The organism is Streptosporangium sp. NPDC051023, from assembly GCF_040689595.1.
Lineage (GTDB): Bacteria > Actinomycetota > Actinomycetes > Streptosporangiales > Streptosporangiaceae > Streptosporangium.
In genome coordinates this window covers 17,767-34,707 of record NZ_JBFBCE010000100.1, presented here as the reverse complement: position 1 = coordinate 34,707, position 16,941 = coordinate 17,767, and the positions used below count along the sequence as shown (strand labels likewise).

The following is a 16,941-nucleotide window of genomic DNA, read 5'->3' as shown; positions in this document are numbered from 1 at the left end:
TCCCCCCCCCACCGGGCCCGCCCCCCCCCCCCGGGGCCCCCCCCTCCACACCCCCCCCCGCGCTCGGATTCCGAGGGAACGTCGTGACGCGTGGAGGCGGCAGAGTCCGAGATCCAGGCGCCGCCGCCCGCTCTCACCGAGACGCGAACCCCGTTGAGGCCTGTTCCCGCACGCGCCCGCTACCGCTGAAGCCCGGGCCGCTGAGGCCTGCCGCTGGGGCGCCATTCAGGAGCCTGCGCCGCCCTGCCGAGCTCTCCCTCCCAGGAGACGCCCCGGCGCAGATAGGAGCGGAACAGCTCAGCCGCGGCCCGCGCGTCGGCCAGCGCGGCGTGAGCGCCGGAGAGCGGTATGCCCGCCCGCTCACAGCAAGCGGCGAGAGTCCACTTTCCCTCGGGGATGAAGTCAGGAGCGAGTTTCTGCGTGCACAGGGTCTCGGTCACCCAGTGGCTTTCGGGCAGCACCCTGAGAAACCGGAGGTCGAAGGAGGTGTTATGCGCCACCAGGACACGCCCGGCAATCCGCCGCCAGATATCGTCGAGCACCTCCTCGATCACGGGAGCCCTCGCGACCATCGCGTCGGTGATCCCGTGGACGTGCACGGCCCCGGTCGCGCGTCGCGGATTGATCAGCGAGTGCCACTCGTCGACGGTCGCACCCTCCGCGTCCAGGGAGACGAGAGCGATCTCACAGATCTGGTCCCCCTTCGCCGGCGAAAACCCTGTGGTCTCCACATCCACCACGACATACCCTTGCCGCGAGGACACGCGAACACCCCCGGCGGGCTCAAACCCCGAGCTCGTCATGAGTGCCACTGTATGATCCATCTCCCCCGTCCACACACGATTCGGCCAACAGACAGCCCCCCTCGGGCCTGGCGACGGACGTTAGTGGACACTATCCTCGGTACGCTGTCTCCAGCGGGGCGTTAGCTCAATGGTTAGAGCTGCGGACTTTTAATCCGTAGGTTCTGGGTTCGAGTCCCAGGCGCCCTACCACTCCCGACCAGGAAACAAGGCCTTGAGCTGGGCCTTTGTTCCTGTCGATCTTTCTCGGCACATGCAGCCGGACGCAGTCGAACGCAGCCCTGTGCCACTGTTCGCGGAACATACGCGGAATGGAGTCGGCGACGTTTTCCCAGGTGGCGCCGGGAGTTCCGGAGGCGCGCGGAACGATTCCGGGGACTCCTGGGCCGACACGACGAAGGATCCCGAGGAATGCCCGGGGCCCTGCGTGCTGAGCTGTCGGGAACGTCACGTCGTGAGCGCTTCCAAGATCCGCTTGTTCGCCGTCTCATGCTGCCCGTCGATGCACCGGGCGTAGACCTTGAGCAGCACGTCCACCCCGTGCCCGGCCCGCTCGGCCACCTCCGGCGCGTGTACCCCGGCGTTCAGCCAGAGGGAGACCGCCGCATGCCGCAGATCGTACGGCCGACGCGCGAGGGGTGAGGCGACCTGGTCGGGCGTGAAGGCGTAGGCGCGAGCCTGCTTCCAGACCATCGAGACTGTGGAACCAGGGAAGGTCTGGCCGGTCCGGGTGCGGAACAGCCTGCCGTCTTCGGCGACGCCATGCCTGTCGATGTGATCGCGCAGGATGGCCACCAGCTCCGGAGGGATCGGCACCCACCGTGTCGCCCTGTCGTCGCGGTGCTTGAGGCCCCGTTCGTCGTTGGACTTCCCCGAGTCGGTGTAGCGCCTGTTGCTCTCCGGCCGGGTCTTTTCCAGTGTGAGCACGCCCCACCCTGCCGCGGGAAGCTCGCAGTCCGCCTTGCGCAGCCCGGCCGCCTCTGCGGGGCGAAGCCCGGCGAAGTACATGCAGGCGAACATGGCCGCCATCATCTGCCCCCGGGTACGGCCCGCATAAGTCACCGCGGTGAGCAACTCGCGCGCCTGGGCCGGGTTGACCACCGCCCGCCGGTCGATCTCGCCACCGGTCTTGACCTTGCGGAACTTCACCTTATGGATCGGATTGCCGGACAACTCCCCCAGCTCCACCGCGTACTCCAGCACATGATGGAAAACCGCCCGCTTACGCCGGTAGGTCGAGGCGGCAGCCGCCTTGCCGTCCAGGCGCAGGGAGATGGTCTCCAGGGCCGCCCGCGTGTGCTTGAGGTCCTCCAGAGCGCTCAGGGGCAACGAGGCCGCCTCCAGCCACCGCACGACCTTGAGAACCTTCGGCGAGGTGGCCGGGCGACGGTCCTCGGGGACGAAGGAATACTCCAGCAGTGCCCGCCTGATGTCCTCGTCGTCGGGACGGCCGGGCACGTCACTGACGAGGACAGGGGTGATGTAGGCGAGGGTGTCGGTCATGCCCTCGCGGGTCTTGGCCGCCGCGTGCGGCCACCAGGCGTGGACGTAGGCGACGGCCAGGGAGTACCAGGTGCGTGCCTCCTTGGCCTTGACCATCGACACTGGAAGGCCGGTCTCCAGGTCAAATGCTTCGCCATTCTTGGCCGCCTGGCGTAGATCCGACAGGTAGCTCTCGGCGAGTCCCTTGGTCTTGAAGGTCGAGGACTTCTCCCGGTTGGCCACGGTCCAGCGGACGGTGTGGGAGACGACACGCGGCTTCTTGCCCGCACCATCGGACCTGGTGTTGGTGCGGATGCCCCAGAACTTGACCTTGTAGGAGGTACTCACGCCGCTTCCCTCCGGGTCTCCAGCCAGGCCTCGAACTCGCTGCGGTAGAGACGGAGCTTGCCGTTGGGCAGCCGGAACCCGGCGGGGAACTTCCCGATCTCGCGCCAGCGGTACAGCGTTCGCTCGGAGACACCGCGCAACTCGTCGAGGATCTCGGGAACGGTCATCAACTCGTCCTTCTTCTTCACGCCGCCTCCCCCAGTGCCGCAGTTGCCGAAAGATCTATGAGGGGTCTGCCGTCTGCTCTCGCCCGTAGTTCGTCGAGTTGGGCTCTGGTGCGGTGCCGGTTGGCCACTCCGCGCAGCAGTCGCACCGGCAGCGGAGTCCGGGTCGGGTCCTTGGCCGAGACAGGCCGCCAGACGTAGCGGTGCGAGTCGGTCTCGGCGTCGTCAGGTAGGCCGAGCATGTCGAGGACCCAGGCGCGACGGTCTTGCTTGTGGTCGCGGAGGGTCTTGTTGGACCACTTGCGGGAGACCAGGACGCGGCGTCCGGCGTAGCCGAGGTGTTCGGCCTTGTGGGCCTTGGAGCGGCACCGGCCCGGCATCATGCCCGCCTTGGCTCCCTTGGGCTGAATGCCGTACCGCAGCCAGTTGGCGCAGGCAGGCGAGCACGGTTCGTAGCGCAGCGCCTCGATCAGGCGAGTGGCGTGGTCCCGGCGGGCCTGGTTGATCGCCGCACGAGCCGGACCGGCCTCCTCTTCCTGCTCGTCCTCGTCGGGGTCAAGGTCGAGGGGGTCGCCCAGGCTCTTGGTGAGGTACTTGGTCAGGTAGCCGATCCGCTTGTGGGCGTCCGGCGATCCGGCCAGGAGCCCCTGCACGTCGACTTGGGCGCCGAAGCGGACTACGTGCAGGGGTTCGGCCGCCTCGTCAGCGTCGAGCCGGTTAAGCGCCTCATCCCAGGTAGCGAGCAGCTCACCCGTGGCGGGATCGAGGTAGTCGCCGCTCTGTCCGTCCGGGTACGGCTCGGCCTGCTCATCCCGCTCGGCCCAGACCGGCATGTGCTCGCCTTCGAAGCGGACTTCGTCGACAGAGGGCCACCACACCTGGTGGTAGGTGGCTGCGGCGATGGCCTTGATCTCCGCACGCGGCAGCGTTCCGCGAATTGCCATGTGCAGGTGTGGTGCAAAGCGCTTCTGGGGTTCCACGGTGGCGAAGTACTGCACGTCGTAGCCCGCCACTCGGCGCAGGTTCTGCACGAACCGGTCGACGAGCTTGGAGAAGTGCAGGGCGTCGCGGGCCGCTGTCGCGTAGTCGTAGGTGGCCGGGTCGGCCGGGATGCCCTGGCCGGGACGGATCTTGCCGTAGGAGGGCAGGGTGAGGGTGACGAACAGCGAGGGCCGGAGCACCTTCCCGTCCGGGGTGACGAAGGTCCGCCCGAGGGTCGTGTTCTGCCGGGCCCGCTTGGGCAGATCTGGAGCGTCCTGTCGACGGCGTGTGGAGCGGGAGCGGCGGGGAGAGGTTCGGCCGCCGGTGACGGTGCCGCGCATTCCGGCGGCGTTGATCTCGGCGTCGATGCCCGCGATCGCCTCGTCCCAGTCGGCCACGTCTTCGCCATTGCGCTCGGCGGCATCGCGCTTGGCCTGCACGTCGGCGCGGAACTCGATCAGCCAGCGCTGATCGGCGGTGCTGGGCTGCGGCTCGGCCACGGGCTCGCTTTCCAGGTGCCAGCCCTCGCGGCACTGGGCCTTGCGCAGTTGCTTGTTGCGCTGGGCGCAGGGCGGGCACTTGGTCTCGTTGGTGGTGCCGCAGGGGATGTCGAAGGGTTCGCTGGTGCCGGTGTGGGTGTCGAAGCGGCGGAGTTCGATGGGGCGGATGCAGACGCCGTTGAGTTTGGCGACTTCGACGGCGACGTCGAGGGCCAGGGGCAGGGTGTCACGGACGGTGCGGGGAAGGGTGCGGTCGGCTCCGTTGGGGGGTGTGGGGGCGGACGGGTGGATGGTGTGTGTCACCTGACCTCCTTCCAATGTGGGTCGAGGACGTCGGCGTGCAGCCGGTAGGCGTCGCCGTAGGGGTCTTTGCAGAGCTGGAGGTTGACCAGCACCAGGCGCGGCGGGATCGGGGCGTCGTTCAGGTCGAGCAGCCCGCAGGCGCTCAGCTCGGTCCAGGAGCCGTGGAAGACGATTCGCATCAGGCCACCTCCGGCAACGGCAGCGTGTCGGCGCCGAACACGGCGACCATGTTCCGGATGTCATCGTCGGAGACGTAGGTAGCGCGGGCGCGGATCGGATCCGGCGAGGTCTCCAGCCGCACGTAGGCGACGCCCGCGCCCTGTTCGGGAACCGGGGAGATGTGATCGGCCAGGGCGCCCCGATCCCGGACTCCGTCGCCGAGGATCATGTCGACCTGTTCGGACTCGTCGAGGCGGAGGGCGATCTTGTCGGGGAACAGGTTGCGGATGGTCAGCACGTCCTTGCGTGGGTCCTGGAGCGCGGCCAGGACTCCGACCCCGACCGCCCGCCCCTGAGTCGTCAGAGTCGCCAGGGCGGCGATGGTGCGTACCCGAAGGCCCTTGTCGGGCTGGTAGGCGGTCAGGAACGCCACCTCGTCCACAACCACCAGCACGAACGGATCCTCCACGGTGGGAACGTGGTTGCGGCGGACCCCGGCGAACCGTCCCGCGCGTTCCTGCATGACCTTCACCGCGGCTTCGAGCAGGGCGACGCAGGCTTCCGGAGAGGCGGCGTAGTGGTCGCCGAACAGGTCGCGGCCGAAGGACAGTTCCATCAGCTTGGGGTCCAGCGCCCAGATCTCCGCCAGCCCGGTCTGTACGGCGGGTAGCAGCCCGCGGATCGTCGACCAGATCACCGACCCCTTGCCCGCCCCGGTGGCGCCCGCGACCAGGACATGGGTGCCGTGGATCTTGAGCCGCCACGGGGTGCCGTCCTCGCACCGGCCGATCTCCACAGGCCCCACCGACACCACGGCCGGGATCGGCAGCGCGGGCAGCGGCACGGCCAGCGGATCACGCCGAGGGAAGGTCAGCAGCAGCCGACCGGATCGAGTGACAGTAACCCGGCAGGAGGCGGCGCCGAACCCGTGAGCGAGTTGCTCGATGCGGTCGGCCCAGTCGGTGACGGCCTGCCCAGTGAGGATCTTGACGGTGACCAGGTCGGCCCACGAGGTGCACACCACGCCGAGCAGGCAGGGCAGGTAGTCGCGCCCGCTCACGTGACGCGCTAATCCGGAGATGGTCATCACCGCGTGCCAGTGCCTCCGATAGACCCACAGCAGGCGGCAGAAGGCCAGCAGCCGCCAGCCGACCAGGTGCAGGAACGAGGCACGGTGCACCAGTGCCCACAGCGCGGGGACGGCCAGCAGCAGGGCGACGGCGCTGAGGCCGTACGGCCAGCCGTAGACGGTCCAGATCACGCCGGGGACGGCAACGACGGCCGAGGCGATCGGGTGCCGCCAGACCAGGCGCACGAGTGCGGCGACTGCACGCCAGGCGTAGACGAGCAGGGTGGCCATGACCGGGGTGCGGACCACGGCCGGGCGGAAGACCACGGCGGTGTCGGGAGTGGTGGAGACGAGGCGCTGTGCCTCGTCGCCGGGCAGTTTTTTGAACATTAGGCTGGAGACCTCTTCCTTGATTGCGTGTCTGGGGAGAACCGAGGGGCCGCCGGGAGCTGCAACTTCCAGCGGCCCCGCTTACGTTGCTCAGGCCGGGTCGTCGTCCCGGTTGGGTGAGGGGGCCGGAACGATGGCTTGGACGGCGTAGAGCCGCTCGCACTCGTCCCGGTACCGCGTGGCGGCGGTGGCGATCTGGCGGGCCAGGTCCAGGTCGGCGGAGGTGACCGGTCCGCCGCCGGTGGTGGAGATGGACAGCTGGCCTTCGGCGCTGCCGACGCACAGGTAGGGGCGGATGCCCTGGACGGTCAGTGCCATGACCGACAGTTCGGCGGTGTGGAAGGACACCTCGAGCTGGGTGTTGCCGTCGTGGATGGAGGCGGTGACGTAGGTGTAGGGCTGGTAGTCGCGGGTGGTCATGCTGCGATCTCCTTGCCGGTCGTGGTTGCGGTGTTGGTGGTGGCGTTCTTGGCCGAGGCCGACGCCGGGGCGGTGGGCTTGATGGGGGTGCTGGTCGTAGCGGTGTGGGGAGCGCGCATCGCCCGCGCCCGCAGCGAGTAGGCCAGGCGTCCGGTGTCCTGGCCGACGTAGGGCGTGACGCTCATGCCGTCGAACTCGACCGGGGTGAAGGGCAGGCCGGGCAGCGGGGGCGGGGGAACCGGCTGGACCTCGGTGAGGATCTTGACGGTGACCGACTTCTGGGAGGCCTTGGCCTCGGGGTCGGCGTCGACCACGGAGACCTGCCAGACGGGCAGGCCGGTGGTCTTGTCCTTGGCGTAGACCGTACGGCCGTTGGTGGAAGCGTCGAAGTCCTTGACCTGCTGCACCTCACCGACCAGGTAGCAGCCGTGCGGGAAGACCTGCTCGAAACCGATCGCGATCGGGCCCTGGATAGCCATGGTCGTTCCTCCTGTCGTAAAGTCGCTAACTCGTACTGTCGAGTTAGACAGTACCCAGACAACGGCAACTCGACAACACAAGTTTCCGAGAATCGATGTGACTTAGGTCACATCACAGCGCGTAGGAGTCCTCAAGCTCATGCAGCGCCCCGGGAAGCGCGATCTCGACCACCAGTGCCAGCTGCCCCGAAGCGTCGAACACCCGCGCCGACACCCCCAGCACGGCCGCGGACCTGCCCAGCCCCAGCGTCTTGATCTCGTGCGACAGAGGATGACGAGCGGCCAGACGCTCCACCACCCGATCCAGCCGCAGCCCCTTCACGCTGTGCAGATGCTGGCGCACACTCACCGTCAACGGCGTCTCGCGCCCCAGGTCCGTGCCTTCGGCCAGCTCGATCGGAGACCAGAACGTCACCAGCTCGCACGGCTCGTCGGCCTCACTGAGCAGCACCCGCCGCATCGTGACCGGCGTGTGCTCAGGGAAGGAGAACATCCCGGCCACGTTGCCCGGCGCCGGTCGCGCCCCCGCCTCGATGACCGTCCCGCCCTCGGACGCCTCCACATGGTCCAGTACGGCGCGGCCCGGCCGGGAAGACTCCTGCATGGCGCCGGGCGGCGGGGTCTTCACATACGAGCCCCTGCCATGCTCGCGGTCGATGATCCCGCGCAGCTGCAATGTCTGAAGCGCCCGCACCACCGTGGGACGGCTGACCGCGAACTCACGGACGAGCTGCGACTCCGAAGGCAACTGCGAACCAGGCGGATAGGTGCCGTCGGCGATCTTACGCCGGATCGCCGTGACGATCTGGGCGTACTTCGGCGGTGCGTATTCCTCATCAGACAGAGACATGACAACAACCCAACTGCTCGACTTATCGTCAGCATAGGGCCGGGGGAGCGGCTTGCCTAGCCGATCTCCCCACATGAGCAAAGAGTGCGGCGGTGAGCGCCAGTCTCAGGACTCCCTGCGCCAGTCCTCTCAACCGCACGGGCAAGGCCACCCCTCCAGATGCCCCACCATCTCACCGCCGCACTCGTCTTTAGGAGGCGGAACGCCGGGTCACGATCATGACCTCGTGTGGAATGCCGGTGATGATCGACGACTGATCGCCGAACTCACACAGCACCCACACCGTCCACCTGTCGGCCACCACGGGGAAGGTGCGCCGCAGCGCGTCACCCATCTCGGTAACCAAGCCCCACGTCCACCCCAGTGGCGGGGCCGTCGGCTCGTCGCTCTCAGCCAGAACGGGCAGCATCTCGCTTGCCCACGGAGCCGTCGCGGAGCCGTACTCGAAGGCGAGCCAGTCACCTACCCGCAGCTCCCAGGCGTGCCGGACCTCGACAGGCCTCGCGTCCGTCAGCGCTTCCGGATCAGCGCGGCCCATGATCGACCTGCGGAGAGGTCGAGGACGTCGGAGTATTGGTCTGTCGCTGGCGAAGGTCGACATAGCGGCGAATGACTCGCCGGGTGGCCTGTTCGAGTTCCACCGCCGGTTGCTGGGCGTAGACCGGGTTGCGGGTCGCGGGGCTCTGGCCGACGTTCCACCAGAAGAGGTTGCCGTTACACCAGACGGTCAGTCCCGCCCAGACCGACACCACCGCCAGCCCGTAATCGCCGTTGACGTCGGCCCTGATTCCCCGGTTCGCCAACGCGACCTGTAGTGATTCGGCCACATCCAGCGCGGATACGCCCCTGAGACCCTCCATACCGTTCATCTCCTCGCCCCTTGATCGCTCTTCAGGGCACGCAGGCCCCAGCATGCCGAACAGTCGCCCTTGACCCGGACAGACGACCTGCCTTCACCGATTCCGGCCAGCAACCCGCGCCGGGGACTGATGTACTTCCAGCCCCGCCCCTCACATGAACCGCACCGCCCTGACATGCTCCGAGGATTTCCCAGCACCGCGTCACGTCTCGACCGCCTCCATGTGTCATCTGCGATCATGACGTTTCGCTTTGTCTCGTCCATGTCTCCTCTCGCTTCGCATTCATCGATAACCTGCCTCTACGAGTCCCCTCCGGATTAAGGCGCGGCCGTGGCTGACCAGCAGATCCTGTTGAAAACGCTTTTGCAGCAACGCCACTGGCAGACATACAAGACCTTCTGCAAGGAATACGACAAAGCAGCCAAGCTGGTGGATTCAACATTGCAGGGGAAATGGCCGAGCCGGGCACAACTTCACCGCTGGCTTTCCGGCGAACTCAAAGGCCTGCCGTACTCCGACCACTGCCGGGTCCTGGAGAAGATGTTCCCCGGCCGGACCGCCGAAGAGCTGTTCTCCCCGAACGGTCACCAGCCGCCACCGAGGGGCAGCATCGAGCCACCGAGGAACGCCGAGCCCGTCGCCGAGCCCGGCAGCACACCCCAGATGGCCGACGTGACTGCCGTGTTCAGCAGCCGCTCCGCGTTCGCCTCCGCCTACCCGCCCTCGGTCCTGTTCGACACCGCTAAGGAGATCAACGCCGCCGGTCTGTCGCTCAACGTGCTCTGCCAGAGCTACCCCGACCACCGGCTCAAAAGACTGCTGGAGAACGGCACCCGCATCCGATGCCTGTTCCTCGACCCCAAAGGCACCGCGATCCGCGCCCGTGAAGACGAGGAGGGCTACGAAGACGGCACCCTCGTCACGCTGACCACCCTCAACATCAGCATGCTGACCCGCCTTGCGGCCCGGCTCGCCCCCGAGGCCGCCGAACTGCTCGAACTACGTGTCTATGACGAGACGATCCGCTTCAACCTCCTCATCGTGGACGGGGCCACCTGCGTGGTCCAGCCCTACCTGCCGCAAGCGCGCGGGGTCGACTCCCCTACCATCGTGATCAACGACAACACCGCCGCCGACGGGCTGTTCCCCGTCTTCGACCAGGTGTTCACCTCGATGTGGGAGCGGAGCCGCCCCGTATGACCATCGACACCCGCGCGTTCCTGCCGATCGCCGAGCAGGCCATCTCCATCGCCGCCGAGATCGTCAAAACTCACCTGCCCGGGGCCGTCACCGCCAAGGGCGACCGTGACATGGCCACCGAGGTGGACTACGCCGTGGAGCACGCCGTACGAGACTTCCTCAGCCGGGAAACACCAGAGGTCGCCTTTCTGGGCGAGGAGGAGGGCGGCCCGGCCGATGTCAGGGGCGGTCTGATGTGGGCGCTCGACCCGATCGACGGGACCGCCAACTTCCTGCACGACATCCCGCTGTGCGGTGTCTCCCTGGGCTTGATCGACAGGGACCTACCCTGCCTGGGCGTCATCGACCTGCCCTTCCTCGGCGCCCGCTACAGCGCGGCCGAAGGCCACGGGGCACAGCGCAACGGCCAGGAGATCCGCACCAGCCAGACCGGCGATCTCAGCGCCGCGGTCGTGGCCATCGGCGACTACGCCGTGGGCGACGACGCTGCCGAGAAGAACCGCCTGCGCCTGGCCCTCACCCACCAACTGGCCGCCCGCGTGCAACGGGTCCGGATGTTCGGCTCAGCCGCGGTCGATCTGGCCTGGGTGGCCGAAGGCAAGCTCGACGCCAACATCATGCTCAGCAACAAGCCATGGGACACCGCCGCAGGCGTCCTCATCGCCCGCGAAGCCGGGGCGACCGTGGTCGACCTGGACGGCAGCCCGCACACCATGAACGCCCACGCCACCATCGCTGCCAGCCCCAAAATCCTCGCTGACCTGGTCGAGCTCATCGCCGAGGCGGACAAGGACGCCAGACGTAGCGCGTAGTCTGCCGAATTGTTCTTGTGGGGTATCAAGCGCGGCGGCGCGGCGCGCCGCCGCACGGCCCGCCGCCCGAACGCCGCCCGAGCGTGCGGCGTGGGCGCCGGTCTCGGCCGGCGGCGGGACTGCAGGCCGCCCGCCGCATCGCCCGCGCGCCGTACTCGACCACCGGCCGCCGCACCGGGGCCGCGCCGCCGCCCCAATAACTTGTTCAGCACAGCCAGCTGGTCCACTACCAATGCATCTGCTTTGCCCTTATACAACTATCAGCAGAACGGGGCAACGTCTAAACGCTTGGCTGAGCTCATCCCGTCCTCGCATTCAGGGCATACACCTTGCCGTCGTCACTACCGATGTACACGACGCCGTTCACCACCGCCGGACTCGAACGGACCCCACCGCCAGTTTTGTGGGTCCAGCGTTCGGCGCCGTTCGCCGCATCCAGCGCATACACCTTGCCATCGCCACTGCCGACATACACGACGCCGTTCACCACCGCCGGACTCGAAAAGACCCCACCGCCGGTTTTGTGGGTCCAGCGTTCAACGCCGGTTGCCGCATCCAGCGCATACACTTTGTCATCGTCACTGCCGATGTACACGACGCCGTTCACCACCGCCGGACCCGAAAAGATCTGATTGTTATTACCAACTTTGTGGGTCCAGCGTTCAGCTCCGGTCGCCGCATCCAGCGCATACACTTTGTCATCGTCACTGCCGATGTACACGACGCCGTTCACCACCGTCGGACTCGAACGGACCCCACCGCCAGTTTTGTGGGTCCAGCGTTCAGCGCCGGTTGCCGCATCCAGCGCATACACCTTTTCATCGCCGCCACCGATGTACACGACGCCGTTCACCACCGCCGGACTCGAAAAGACCCAATCACCGACTTTTCGGGTCCAGCGTTCAACGCCGGTCGCCGCATCCAGCGCATACACCTTGCCATCGCCGCCACCGATGTACACGACGCCGTTCACCACCGCCGGACTCGAATTAATCAATTTTCCGGTTTTGTGGGTCCAGCGTTCGGCGCCGTTCGCCGCATCCAGCGCATACACCTTGCCATCGCCACTGCCGACATACACGACGCCGTTCACCACCGCCGGACTCGAAAAGACCCAATCACCGACTTTTCGGGTCCAGCGTTCAGCGCCGGTCGCCGCATCCAGCGCATACACCTTGCCATAGTTGTTGCCGATGTACACGACGCCGTTCACCACCGCCGGACTCGAATCGATCGATGAGTTGGTTTTATGGGTCCACTCGGAAGGGGTGAGAAGCGGTCCAGCTAAATAGATTGCTACGAGAGTAAAAGCGGCGGCCAGCGAGCCTATACCGGCAAATACCTTCCAGCCTCGCCGCTTCGGTAAACGGAGCGCCGAGCGCCGGTCGTCCGAGACGCCAACTCTGCCCGCTCCGTCAGGGTCGGTGAGTCGATGTGCGGTGGCAGCGGTTACAGCAAGATCGTTTTGAACCTGGTCGAGGGTGACGGCCTCCTGGTGGAAGACGTCGTCGACATAGCGAAAGATCTCTTCGACCGCCTGTTGGTCGTTGTCCCCCATCAGTTGTGTGTCGGCGATGACCGGCAAAGCCCAACTCGCAGGGGAGGCGCTCTCCAGCACGGGGCGGGCGTCGGTGTCGGCGAGGTGACGCCGCGCCTCAGCTGCCTGGGCATAAGCCTCACGCAGGAGTCGTTCACCTTGGGCGCGTTGCCGTTCGGATTCCTCCAGCCGCCGTTGAGCCTCTCCGCGCAGTCGTTCCGCCACCGCCAATCGCTGCTGCGTGTCTCGAAGGTCCCGGCGAAGGCGGGCAACCTCGGCTTCTAGCCGTTCACGCTCCGCCTTGCCGACCTCGGCAGTGGCGCTTATGACGGATTGGCTGGCCGCGAGTCGGTCATGAAGTTTCTGCCGCTCGATCGTCAGTTGGGTCGTGGCCTGGGTCAGCCGATCCCGTGTTTTCAACAGCCCTTCGCCGATGTTGTTCTGCTGGGCCATCGACTGCTCGATTCGATCGGTCTTTTCCTCGATCGTCCGTACCAGCTCGTCCAGGGCCTCCAGCGCGTCCGATGAGGTGCTGACCGCCTCGCCTCTGGTGCGTGCCCAGCCGATCATTCCGATCGCTATCGGAAGCAGCGACAGTAATTGCGCGATGTTGGCCGCTGCCCCCAAATCCCAAGCGCGCAGCGCGAACCCCAGGAGAACGACCGAGGCGCCGATCGCCAGTCCGGAGACTGCCCACCGCCATCCGCGCCAGCCCATGCCTTTCATTCTGGTATCGAACGTTCCGAGTGTGATGCGCTGTGATCAGATCGCTACGAAACCGGGGCTGAACATCCCATATAGCACCATAAGCCCTATAGTCATCCACCGCCTCATGAACCTGCCCGTTGCATGTCCAGTATCCGATTGCCCCAGCAGGTGCACCAAGGGTTGAGGCTGTGGTGACTTCTCCCTGGAATTACTAAATGCCCAAGCGCCGTGAAGTGAACGTTTCAAACTACCCTCACAGCATCGGACACATACCACCCTCACGATCGCCATGCGATGGCTGATCTCAGCTCACGGCCGGGGGCGATCGACGGTCCGGGACTTCGTGCCTCAGCCCCAGCCCACCGGGCACAGGGTTGCAGCTTGGGTTGCAATACAGGGGCGTCCAGAGCCGTTCAGGATGGACCACGCATGCCCTGTGACCTGCATTGAACCGTACAGAACGGCCCGAGGGCGATCTTTTAATCCGTAGGTTCTGGGTTCGAGTCCCAGGCGCCCTACCAGCCAAAACGGTGGTCACCGATCTTCTTTGAGAGGGCGGTGACAGCCACCTTTGACAGCCAAGAGGGCCTGATCTGCCAAAGGGCCGTGGTCGGCGTGAAGACCTTGGGTTTTTCGCCAGCCACGACCCCTGGGCACATGTGACAAGTTCGCCTCCTCGCATCACCACCGCTTCCGGTCCGACACTGCCATGGGTCAGAAAGAGGCACTGGGTATGGCGGCGCCAAGGATGGGGCGGTGAAGGTGTTGTGGGCTGATCGTGACGCCGGTGATTCGGCCAGCGAGGGCCAGGGCCGCCGGGACGGGGTTGTCGATGGAGTCATCGGCGGCCGGATCGATGCCCAGCTCGCGGAGGTGGCGATTGAATCGATCGGGATCTGCGCCCCGCCTGTCGAGGGGAAACCCCGGGTTGATGGTGGTGACGAGTTCGCCGTCGACGGCATAGGCAACGAGGTGCTGGGCGTAGCTATGCCGCTGCACCGTCACAGCCTCTCCGCCGTCGCGCGACAGGGCGCCCAGAGCCTCTTGTTGCGCGCCGCGCCAACCACAGTCCTCGATCGCGACAGTCCAGTCCCCGATTCGCCTCACGGTGATGATCTGGGGTCCTTCCGGATAGGAGTATTCCCCGTCTTCGATCAGTCGGATGTCCTTGTCCGCGGCGCCGAGCCAGCGCAGCACCTCGTGCTCGTCGAGCCCACGAACGAAGACGATCGTGTAGATGTCCCCGAGTTGGCTGTTCCCCTCCCACACGTAGTCCTCCGGCGACGGGCCGGGGGTTCTGGCGGTGGCGTGGACCATCTCGAACGTCCTCGCCTGCTCATCGACCTCGGGATGGGCGGCGAGGAAGGCATCGATGATCTCTGGTGCGACGCTGCCACGCCAGCTGACGGCGTAGCCCTTCTCCTTCGCCCACTCGCGCATGCGGAGGGAGGTGTCACGAGAGAGCCCCGCGCGGTAGGTGACGCGGAGGGGCGTGAAGTCGGCATCGGACATGATCAGAAACTACTGATGGGCTTGCTGCCTTGTCTGCCCGTCCAGGCCCTGCGCTTCTCTCAACAGGCCGTGGCGACGAGGCTGGAGTGCGGGCCAAGTCACCGAGATCTTCGTTATCCAAAGATCCGGAACATACACGGAATGCCCCGGCGCATCCGGCCGGCAAGTCCGACTAACCACCAGGTCAGAGCGCCAAGTGGCCCATAAGAAGCTGTCCACTTTTAATCCGTAGGTTCTGGGTTCGAGTCCCAGGCGCCCTACCCCAGCGACCTGGGCAGGCTCCCTATTTCGCCATCGGGAAGCCTGCCCAGGGTTGCATTTGGGTTGCTGTCAGCCGTCGAACAATGCCCGTCCCATCCGCGCCGCCGCGTCCACCGCCAGCGTCTCCGTGATGTGGGTGTAGCGCTTGGTCGTGGTGAGCTGGGAGTGTCCCAGGACCGCCTGAACCACCCTCAGGTCAACTCCCTGTTCCAGGAGCAGGGTCGCGGCGGTGTGGCGCGCGTCGTGCACCCGGGCGTCCTTGTCGATCTCGGCGAGGTTCAGAATCTCCTTCCACTCGCCCCAGTCGTCTCCGGCATCGATCGGAACGCCCAGGCGCGTGCACCACACCAGATCCCCGTCCCGCCACCTGTCCCCCGCCGCCTTCCGTTCGGCCTCCTGCGCCTCACGGTGGAGCCTGAGCAACCCGACCAGAGCGGGCGGCAAGGCGATCTTGCGCCGCCCCCTTGCCCTTGGGCTTGGTGAAGGTCCATCCCCCGACCCGTCGCGGACAGATCACCACGTGCTTGGCACAGGGCGTCTGGGTCTGCTTCGAGGACGAGTGCGGCCGGACGATGAGACCGCCGGTGGCCCGCACCTACCGGCGGCGCAAGGGCGAGGCGGAGAGTTTCACCTGGCGCGACTACCGGGACCTGATCGTCATGGCCCATGTGCAGCCCGGCGCTCCAATCGTGCTTGTCTGGGACAACCTGAACCGGCACATCTGCCCGGACATGCGGCGCTTCATCGCCGGCAACGCCGACTGGCTGCGAGTCTTTCAGCCGCCGTCGTACGCTCCCGACCTCAATCCGATGGAGGGTATCTGGTCGCCGCTGAACCGCGGCGGCCTGGCCAACCTCGCCCCTGTGAGTCTGGATCACCTGGTACGTGTGATCAAGCGCGGGCTGAAGAAGATCCAGTACCGGCCACATCTGATCGACAGCTGCCTGACCGAGACCAACCTGGTCCTCAAGTCGTCGTAACTCCACGAATTAAAGATCAGTAGACGCTTGTCGGCAAATGAGACGATTTGGGTCGGCGGCCATCTGGGCCGGTTTGGGAACTAGGTTGGAGTCATCCAGGTGGGCGATCGCGAACCGGGTTGAACAGTCGGGCTGCTAACCAGCAGGGCGAAGGTTCCGAACGACTCTAAAAGGGGCGGGGAGTACCGGCATGCTGCTTGACCTGGACGGATGAATTTTCGGCACTCGCAGTGCTCACCAGTACAAAACCCTGTTACTACACGTGCAGTGTTCCCTGAGCGACAATGACGGCGGACCCCGCCACCTGGACCGACTCGATCCGTTCCCGCGTCCGACAGGCTCGGGCCCGCATCGTCGAAGGACGGCCGATCTCGACACCTTGCACGATCTCGATCCACTCCCCGAAACCGATCAGGCCGTGCCGGGCCAGGTGCACAGCGAGCGAACCGGCGGCCGATCCGGTGGCCGCATCCTCCACGACACCATAGGCGGGCGAGAACATCCGCAGCCTCCAGTGCGAGCCCGAACCGGCGAAGCAGTTGGCGGCCATGTCGGGGAGCCTGGCGAGAACCCTTTGGTCCGGCTCCAGGGCCGACAGTGCGGCCACACCGTCCAGGCCGACGAATACGTGCCGGGGCCCGTTGTTGTAAACCTCGACCGGCAGGGTCGACGCCACCAGGCCGAGACCGGCGAGCAGCTCGTCGGTCTGCTCGTAGGGCTCCCATGTGGGGATGGGCTGCCACATGCTAGCCGCGCCGACCCGGCCGCCTGGGGTGCGTTCAAGGTCGAACTGCACGGTGCCCTTGGCGGTCTCCATCCGCAGCGTGTCCACTGCCTGCAGTTCACCCAGCACGTTCAACTCGCCGAGCACGATGGCGGTGCCCAGGGTCGGATGCCCTGCGAACGGCAACTCGTTCACGGGGGTGAAGATGCGGACTCGTACATCACCGTCGGCTTCGGCGGGGAGGACAAAAACGGTCTCCGACAGGTGCATTTCCTGGGCGATCTGCTGCATGCGCTCAGGGGGGAGACCGGCGGAATCGAGGAAGACCGCGGTCGGGTTGCCTTCCAGCGGAACGTCGGTGAAAACGTCGGCTACTGCGTACTCATAGGTGTCCATAGG

Annotated in this window: 18 protein-coding genes and 1 tRNA gene; 4 read left to right on the top strand and 15 right to left on the bottom strand. The window is 66.3% G+C overall.

Going from position 1 to position 16,941, the window contains the following annotated elements:
- Positions 1 to 179: 179 nt before the first annotated feature.
- Positions 180 to 764 (bottom strand): 3'-5' exonuclease, encoded by a 585-nt coding sequence (locus AB0395_RS40960; protein WP_366291352.1) that lies wholly within the window; start codon positions 762 to 764, stop codon positions 180 to 182.
- Positions 765 to 919: 155 nt separating this feature from the next.
- On the opposite strand from AB0395_RS40960, the gene AB0395_RS40955 reads away from it, so the two are divergent.
- Positions 920 to 995, top strand: a tRNA-Lys gene (locus AB0395_RS40955).
- Between the two features lie 255 nt (positions 996 to 1,250).
- Here the strand turns inward: AB0395_RS40955 and AB0395_RS40950 are convergent.
- The 10 genes from AB0395_RS40950 to AB0395_RS40905 all read right to left on the bottom strand — a co-directional run bounded on the left by AB0395_RS40950 (position 1,251) and on the right by AB0395_RS40905 (position 8,817).
- Positions 1,251 to 2,633, bottom strand: a complete 1,383-nt coding sequence (locus tag AB0395_RS40950; RefSeq protein ID WP_366291349.1) for a tyrosine-type recombinase/integrase — start codon at positions 2,631 to 2,633, stop codon at positions 1,251 to 1,253.
- Entirely contained in the window at positions 2,630 to 2,821 is a 192-nt protein-coding gene (locus AB0395_RS40945) for a helix-turn-helix domain-containing protein (RefSeq protein WP_366291346.1), read from the bottom strand. The genes AB0395_RS40950 and AB0395_RS40945 overlap by 4 nt, the downstream gene beginning before the upstream one ends.
- Entirely contained in the window at positions 2,818 to 4,581 is a 1,764-nt protein-coding gene (locus AB0395_RS40940) for a replication initiator (RefSeq protein ID WP_366291343.1), read from the bottom strand. Before AB0395_RS40940 ends, AB0395_RS40945 begins: the two co-directional genes overlap by 4 nt.
- Complete coding sequence (locus tag AB0395_RS40935; protein WP_366291340.1) at positions 4,578 to 4,760, bottom strand: hypothetical protein; 183 nt, start codon at positions 4,758 to 4,760, stop codon at positions 4,578 to 4,580. Before AB0395_RS40935 ends, AB0395_RS40940 begins: the two co-directional genes overlap by 4 nt.
- Complete coding sequence (locus AB0395_RS40930) at positions 4,760 to 6,199, bottom strand: FtsK/SpoIIIE domain-containing protein (RefSeq protein ID WP_366291337.1); 1,440 nt, start codon at positions 6,197 to 6,199, stop codon at positions 4,760 to 4,762. The genes AB0395_RS40935 and AB0395_RS40930 overlap by 1 nt, the downstream gene beginning before the upstream one ends.
- 90 nt (positions 6,200 to 6,289) lie before the next feature.
- On the bottom strand, positions 6,290 to 6,619 hold the full coding sequence (locus AB0395_RS40925) for a hypothetical protein (protein ID WP_366291334.1): 330 nt from the start codon (positions 6,617 to 6,619) through the stop codon (positions 6,290 to 6,292).
- The gene (locus AB0395_RS40920; RefSeq protein ID WP_366291332.1) at positions 6,616 to 7,098 is read right to left on the bottom strand and encodes a plasmid replication, integration and excision activator; all 483 of its coding nucleotides are present in this window, start codon (positions 7,096 to 7,098) and stop codon (positions 6,616 to 6,618) included. Before AB0395_RS40920 ends, AB0395_RS40925 begins: the two co-directional genes overlap by 4 nt.
- Positions 7,099 to 7,210: 112 nt before the next feature.
- Positions 7,211 to 7,948: a GntR family transcriptional regulator gene (locus AB0395_RS40915; protein WP_366291330.1), complete on the bottom strand. Its 738-nt coding sequence runs from the start codon at positions 7,946 to 7,948 to the stop codon at positions 7,211 to 7,213.
- A 190-nt stretch (positions 7,949 to 8,138) separates the two neighbouring features.
- Positions 8,139 to 8,486, bottom strand: a complete 348-nt coding sequence (locus AB0395_RS40910) for a hypothetical protein (RefSeq protein ID WP_366291327.1) — start codon at positions 8,484 to 8,486, stop codon at positions 8,139 to 8,141.
- Positions 8,473 to 8,817, bottom strand: coding sequence for a hypothetical protein (locus tag AB0395_RS40905; RefSeq protein ID WP_366291324.1), 345 nt, complete (start codon positions 8,815 to 8,817; stop codon positions 8,473 to 8,475). Before AB0395_RS40905 ends, AB0395_RS40910 begins: the two co-directional genes overlap by 14 nt.
- A gap of 321 nt (positions 8,818 to 9,138) precedes the next feature.
- Between AB0395_RS40905 and AB0395_RS40900 the strand changes: the two genes are divergently transcribed.
- On the top strand, positions 9,139 to 10,008 hold the full coding sequence (locus AB0395_RS40900; RefSeq protein ID WP_366291322.1) for a DUF5919 domain-containing protein: 870 nt from the start codon (positions 9,139 to 9,141) through the stop codon (positions 10,006 to 10,008).
- Positions 10,005 to 10,820 carry an inositol monophosphatase family protein gene (locus AB0395_RS40895; RefSeq protein WP_366291320.1) on the top strand — a complete coding sequence of 272 codons (816 nt, stop codon included), beginning with the start codon at positions 10,005 to 10,007 and terminating at the stop codon, positions 10,818 to 10,820. The genes AB0395_RS40900 and AB0395_RS40895 overlap by 4 nt, the downstream gene beginning before the upstream one ends.
- Before the next feature lie 298 nt (positions 10,821 to 11,118).
- Here the strand turns inward: AB0395_RS40895 and AB0395_RS40890 are convergent, their stop codons facing one another.
- The 3 genes from AB0395_RS40890 to AB0395_RS40880 all read right to left on the bottom strand — a co-directional run bounded on the left by AB0395_RS40890 (position 11,119) and on the right by AB0395_RS40880 (position 15,282).
- A complete protein-coding gene (locus tag AB0395_RS40890) occupies positions 11,119 to 13,074 on the bottom strand; it encodes a PQQ-binding-like beta-propeller repeat protein (protein ID WP_366291317.1) in 1,956 nt (651 codons plus the stop codon).
- 705 nt (positions 13,075 to 13,779) lie between these two features.
- Positions 13,780 to 14,577: a DUF6461 domain-containing protein gene (locus AB0395_RS40885; protein WP_366291314.1), complete on the bottom strand. Its 798-nt coding sequence runs from the start codon at positions 14,575 to 14,577 to the stop codon at positions 13,780 to 13,782.
- A 330-nt stretch (positions 14,578 to 14,907) separates the two neighbouring features.
- Positions 14,908 to 15,282, bottom strand: a complete 375-nt coding sequence (locus AB0395_RS40880) for a tyrosine-type recombinase/integrase (protein WP_366291312.1) — start codon at positions 15,280 to 15,282, stop codon at positions 14,908 to 14,910.
- A gap of 140 nt (positions 15,283 to 15,422) precedes the next feature.
- Here AB0395_RS40880 and AB0395_RS40875 point away from each other — a divergent pair, with 140 nt between their 5' ends.
- Entirely contained in the window at positions 15,423 to 15,818 is a 396-nt protein-coding gene (locus tag AB0395_RS40875) for a transposase (protein ID WP_366291309.1), read from the top strand.
- Between the two features lie 256 nt (positions 15,819 to 16,074).
- On the opposite strand, the gene AB0395_RS40870 is transcribed toward AB0395_RS40875, so the two are convergent.
- A complete protein-coding gene (locus AB0395_RS40870) occupies positions 16,075 to 16,938 on the bottom strand; it encodes a PhzF family phenazine biosynthesis isomerase (RefSeq protein ID WP_366291306.1) in 864 nt (287 codons plus the stop codon).
- Positions 16,939 to 16,941: the final 3 nt, after the last annotated feature.

Coding starts and splice junctions, on each gene's coding strand:
- AB0395_RS40885 (WP_366291314.1), bottom strand. CDS start 14,577: ATGTCCGATGCCGACTTCACGCCCCTCCGCGTCACCTACCGCGCGGGG.
- AB0395_RS40930 (WP_366291337.1), bottom strand. CDS start 6,199: ATGTTCAAAAAACTGCCCGGCGACGAGGCACAGCGCCTCGTCTCCACC.
- AB0395_RS40935 (WP_366291340.1), bottom strand. CDS start 4,760: ATGCGAATCGTCTTCCACGGCTCCTGGACCGAGCTGAGCGCCTGCGGG.
- AB0395_RS40905 (WP_366291324.1), bottom strand. CDS start 8,817: ATGAACGGTATGGAGGGTCTCAGGGGCGTATCCGCGCTGGATGTGGCC.
- AB0395_RS40920 (WP_366291332.1), bottom strand. CDS start 7,098: ATGGCTATCCAGGGCCCGATCGCGATCGGTTTCGAGCAGGTCTTCCCG.
- AB0395_RS40925 (WP_366291334.1), bottom strand. CDS start 6,619: ATGACCACCCGCGACTACCAGCCCTACACCTACGTCACCGCCTCCATC.
- AB0395_RS40915 (WP_366291330.1), bottom strand. CDS start 7,948: ATGTCTCTGTCTGATGAGGAATACGCACCGCCGAAGTACGCCCAGATC.
- AB0395_RS40870 (WP_366291306.1), bottom strand. CDS start 16,938: ATGGACACCTATGAGTACGCAGTAGCCGACGTTTTCACCGACGTTCCG.
- AB0395_RS40910 (WP_366291327.1), bottom strand. CDS start 8,486: ATGGGCCGCGCTGATCCGGAAGCGCTGACGGACGCGAGGCCTGTCGAG.
- AB0395_RS40895 (WP_366291320.1), top strand. CDS start 10,005: ATGACCATCGACACCCGCGCGTTCCTGCCGATCGCCGAGCAGGCCATC.
- AB0395_RS40890 (WP_366291317.1), bottom strand. CDS start 13,074: ATGGGCTGGCGCGGATGGCGGTGGGCAGTCTCCGGACTGGCGATCGGC.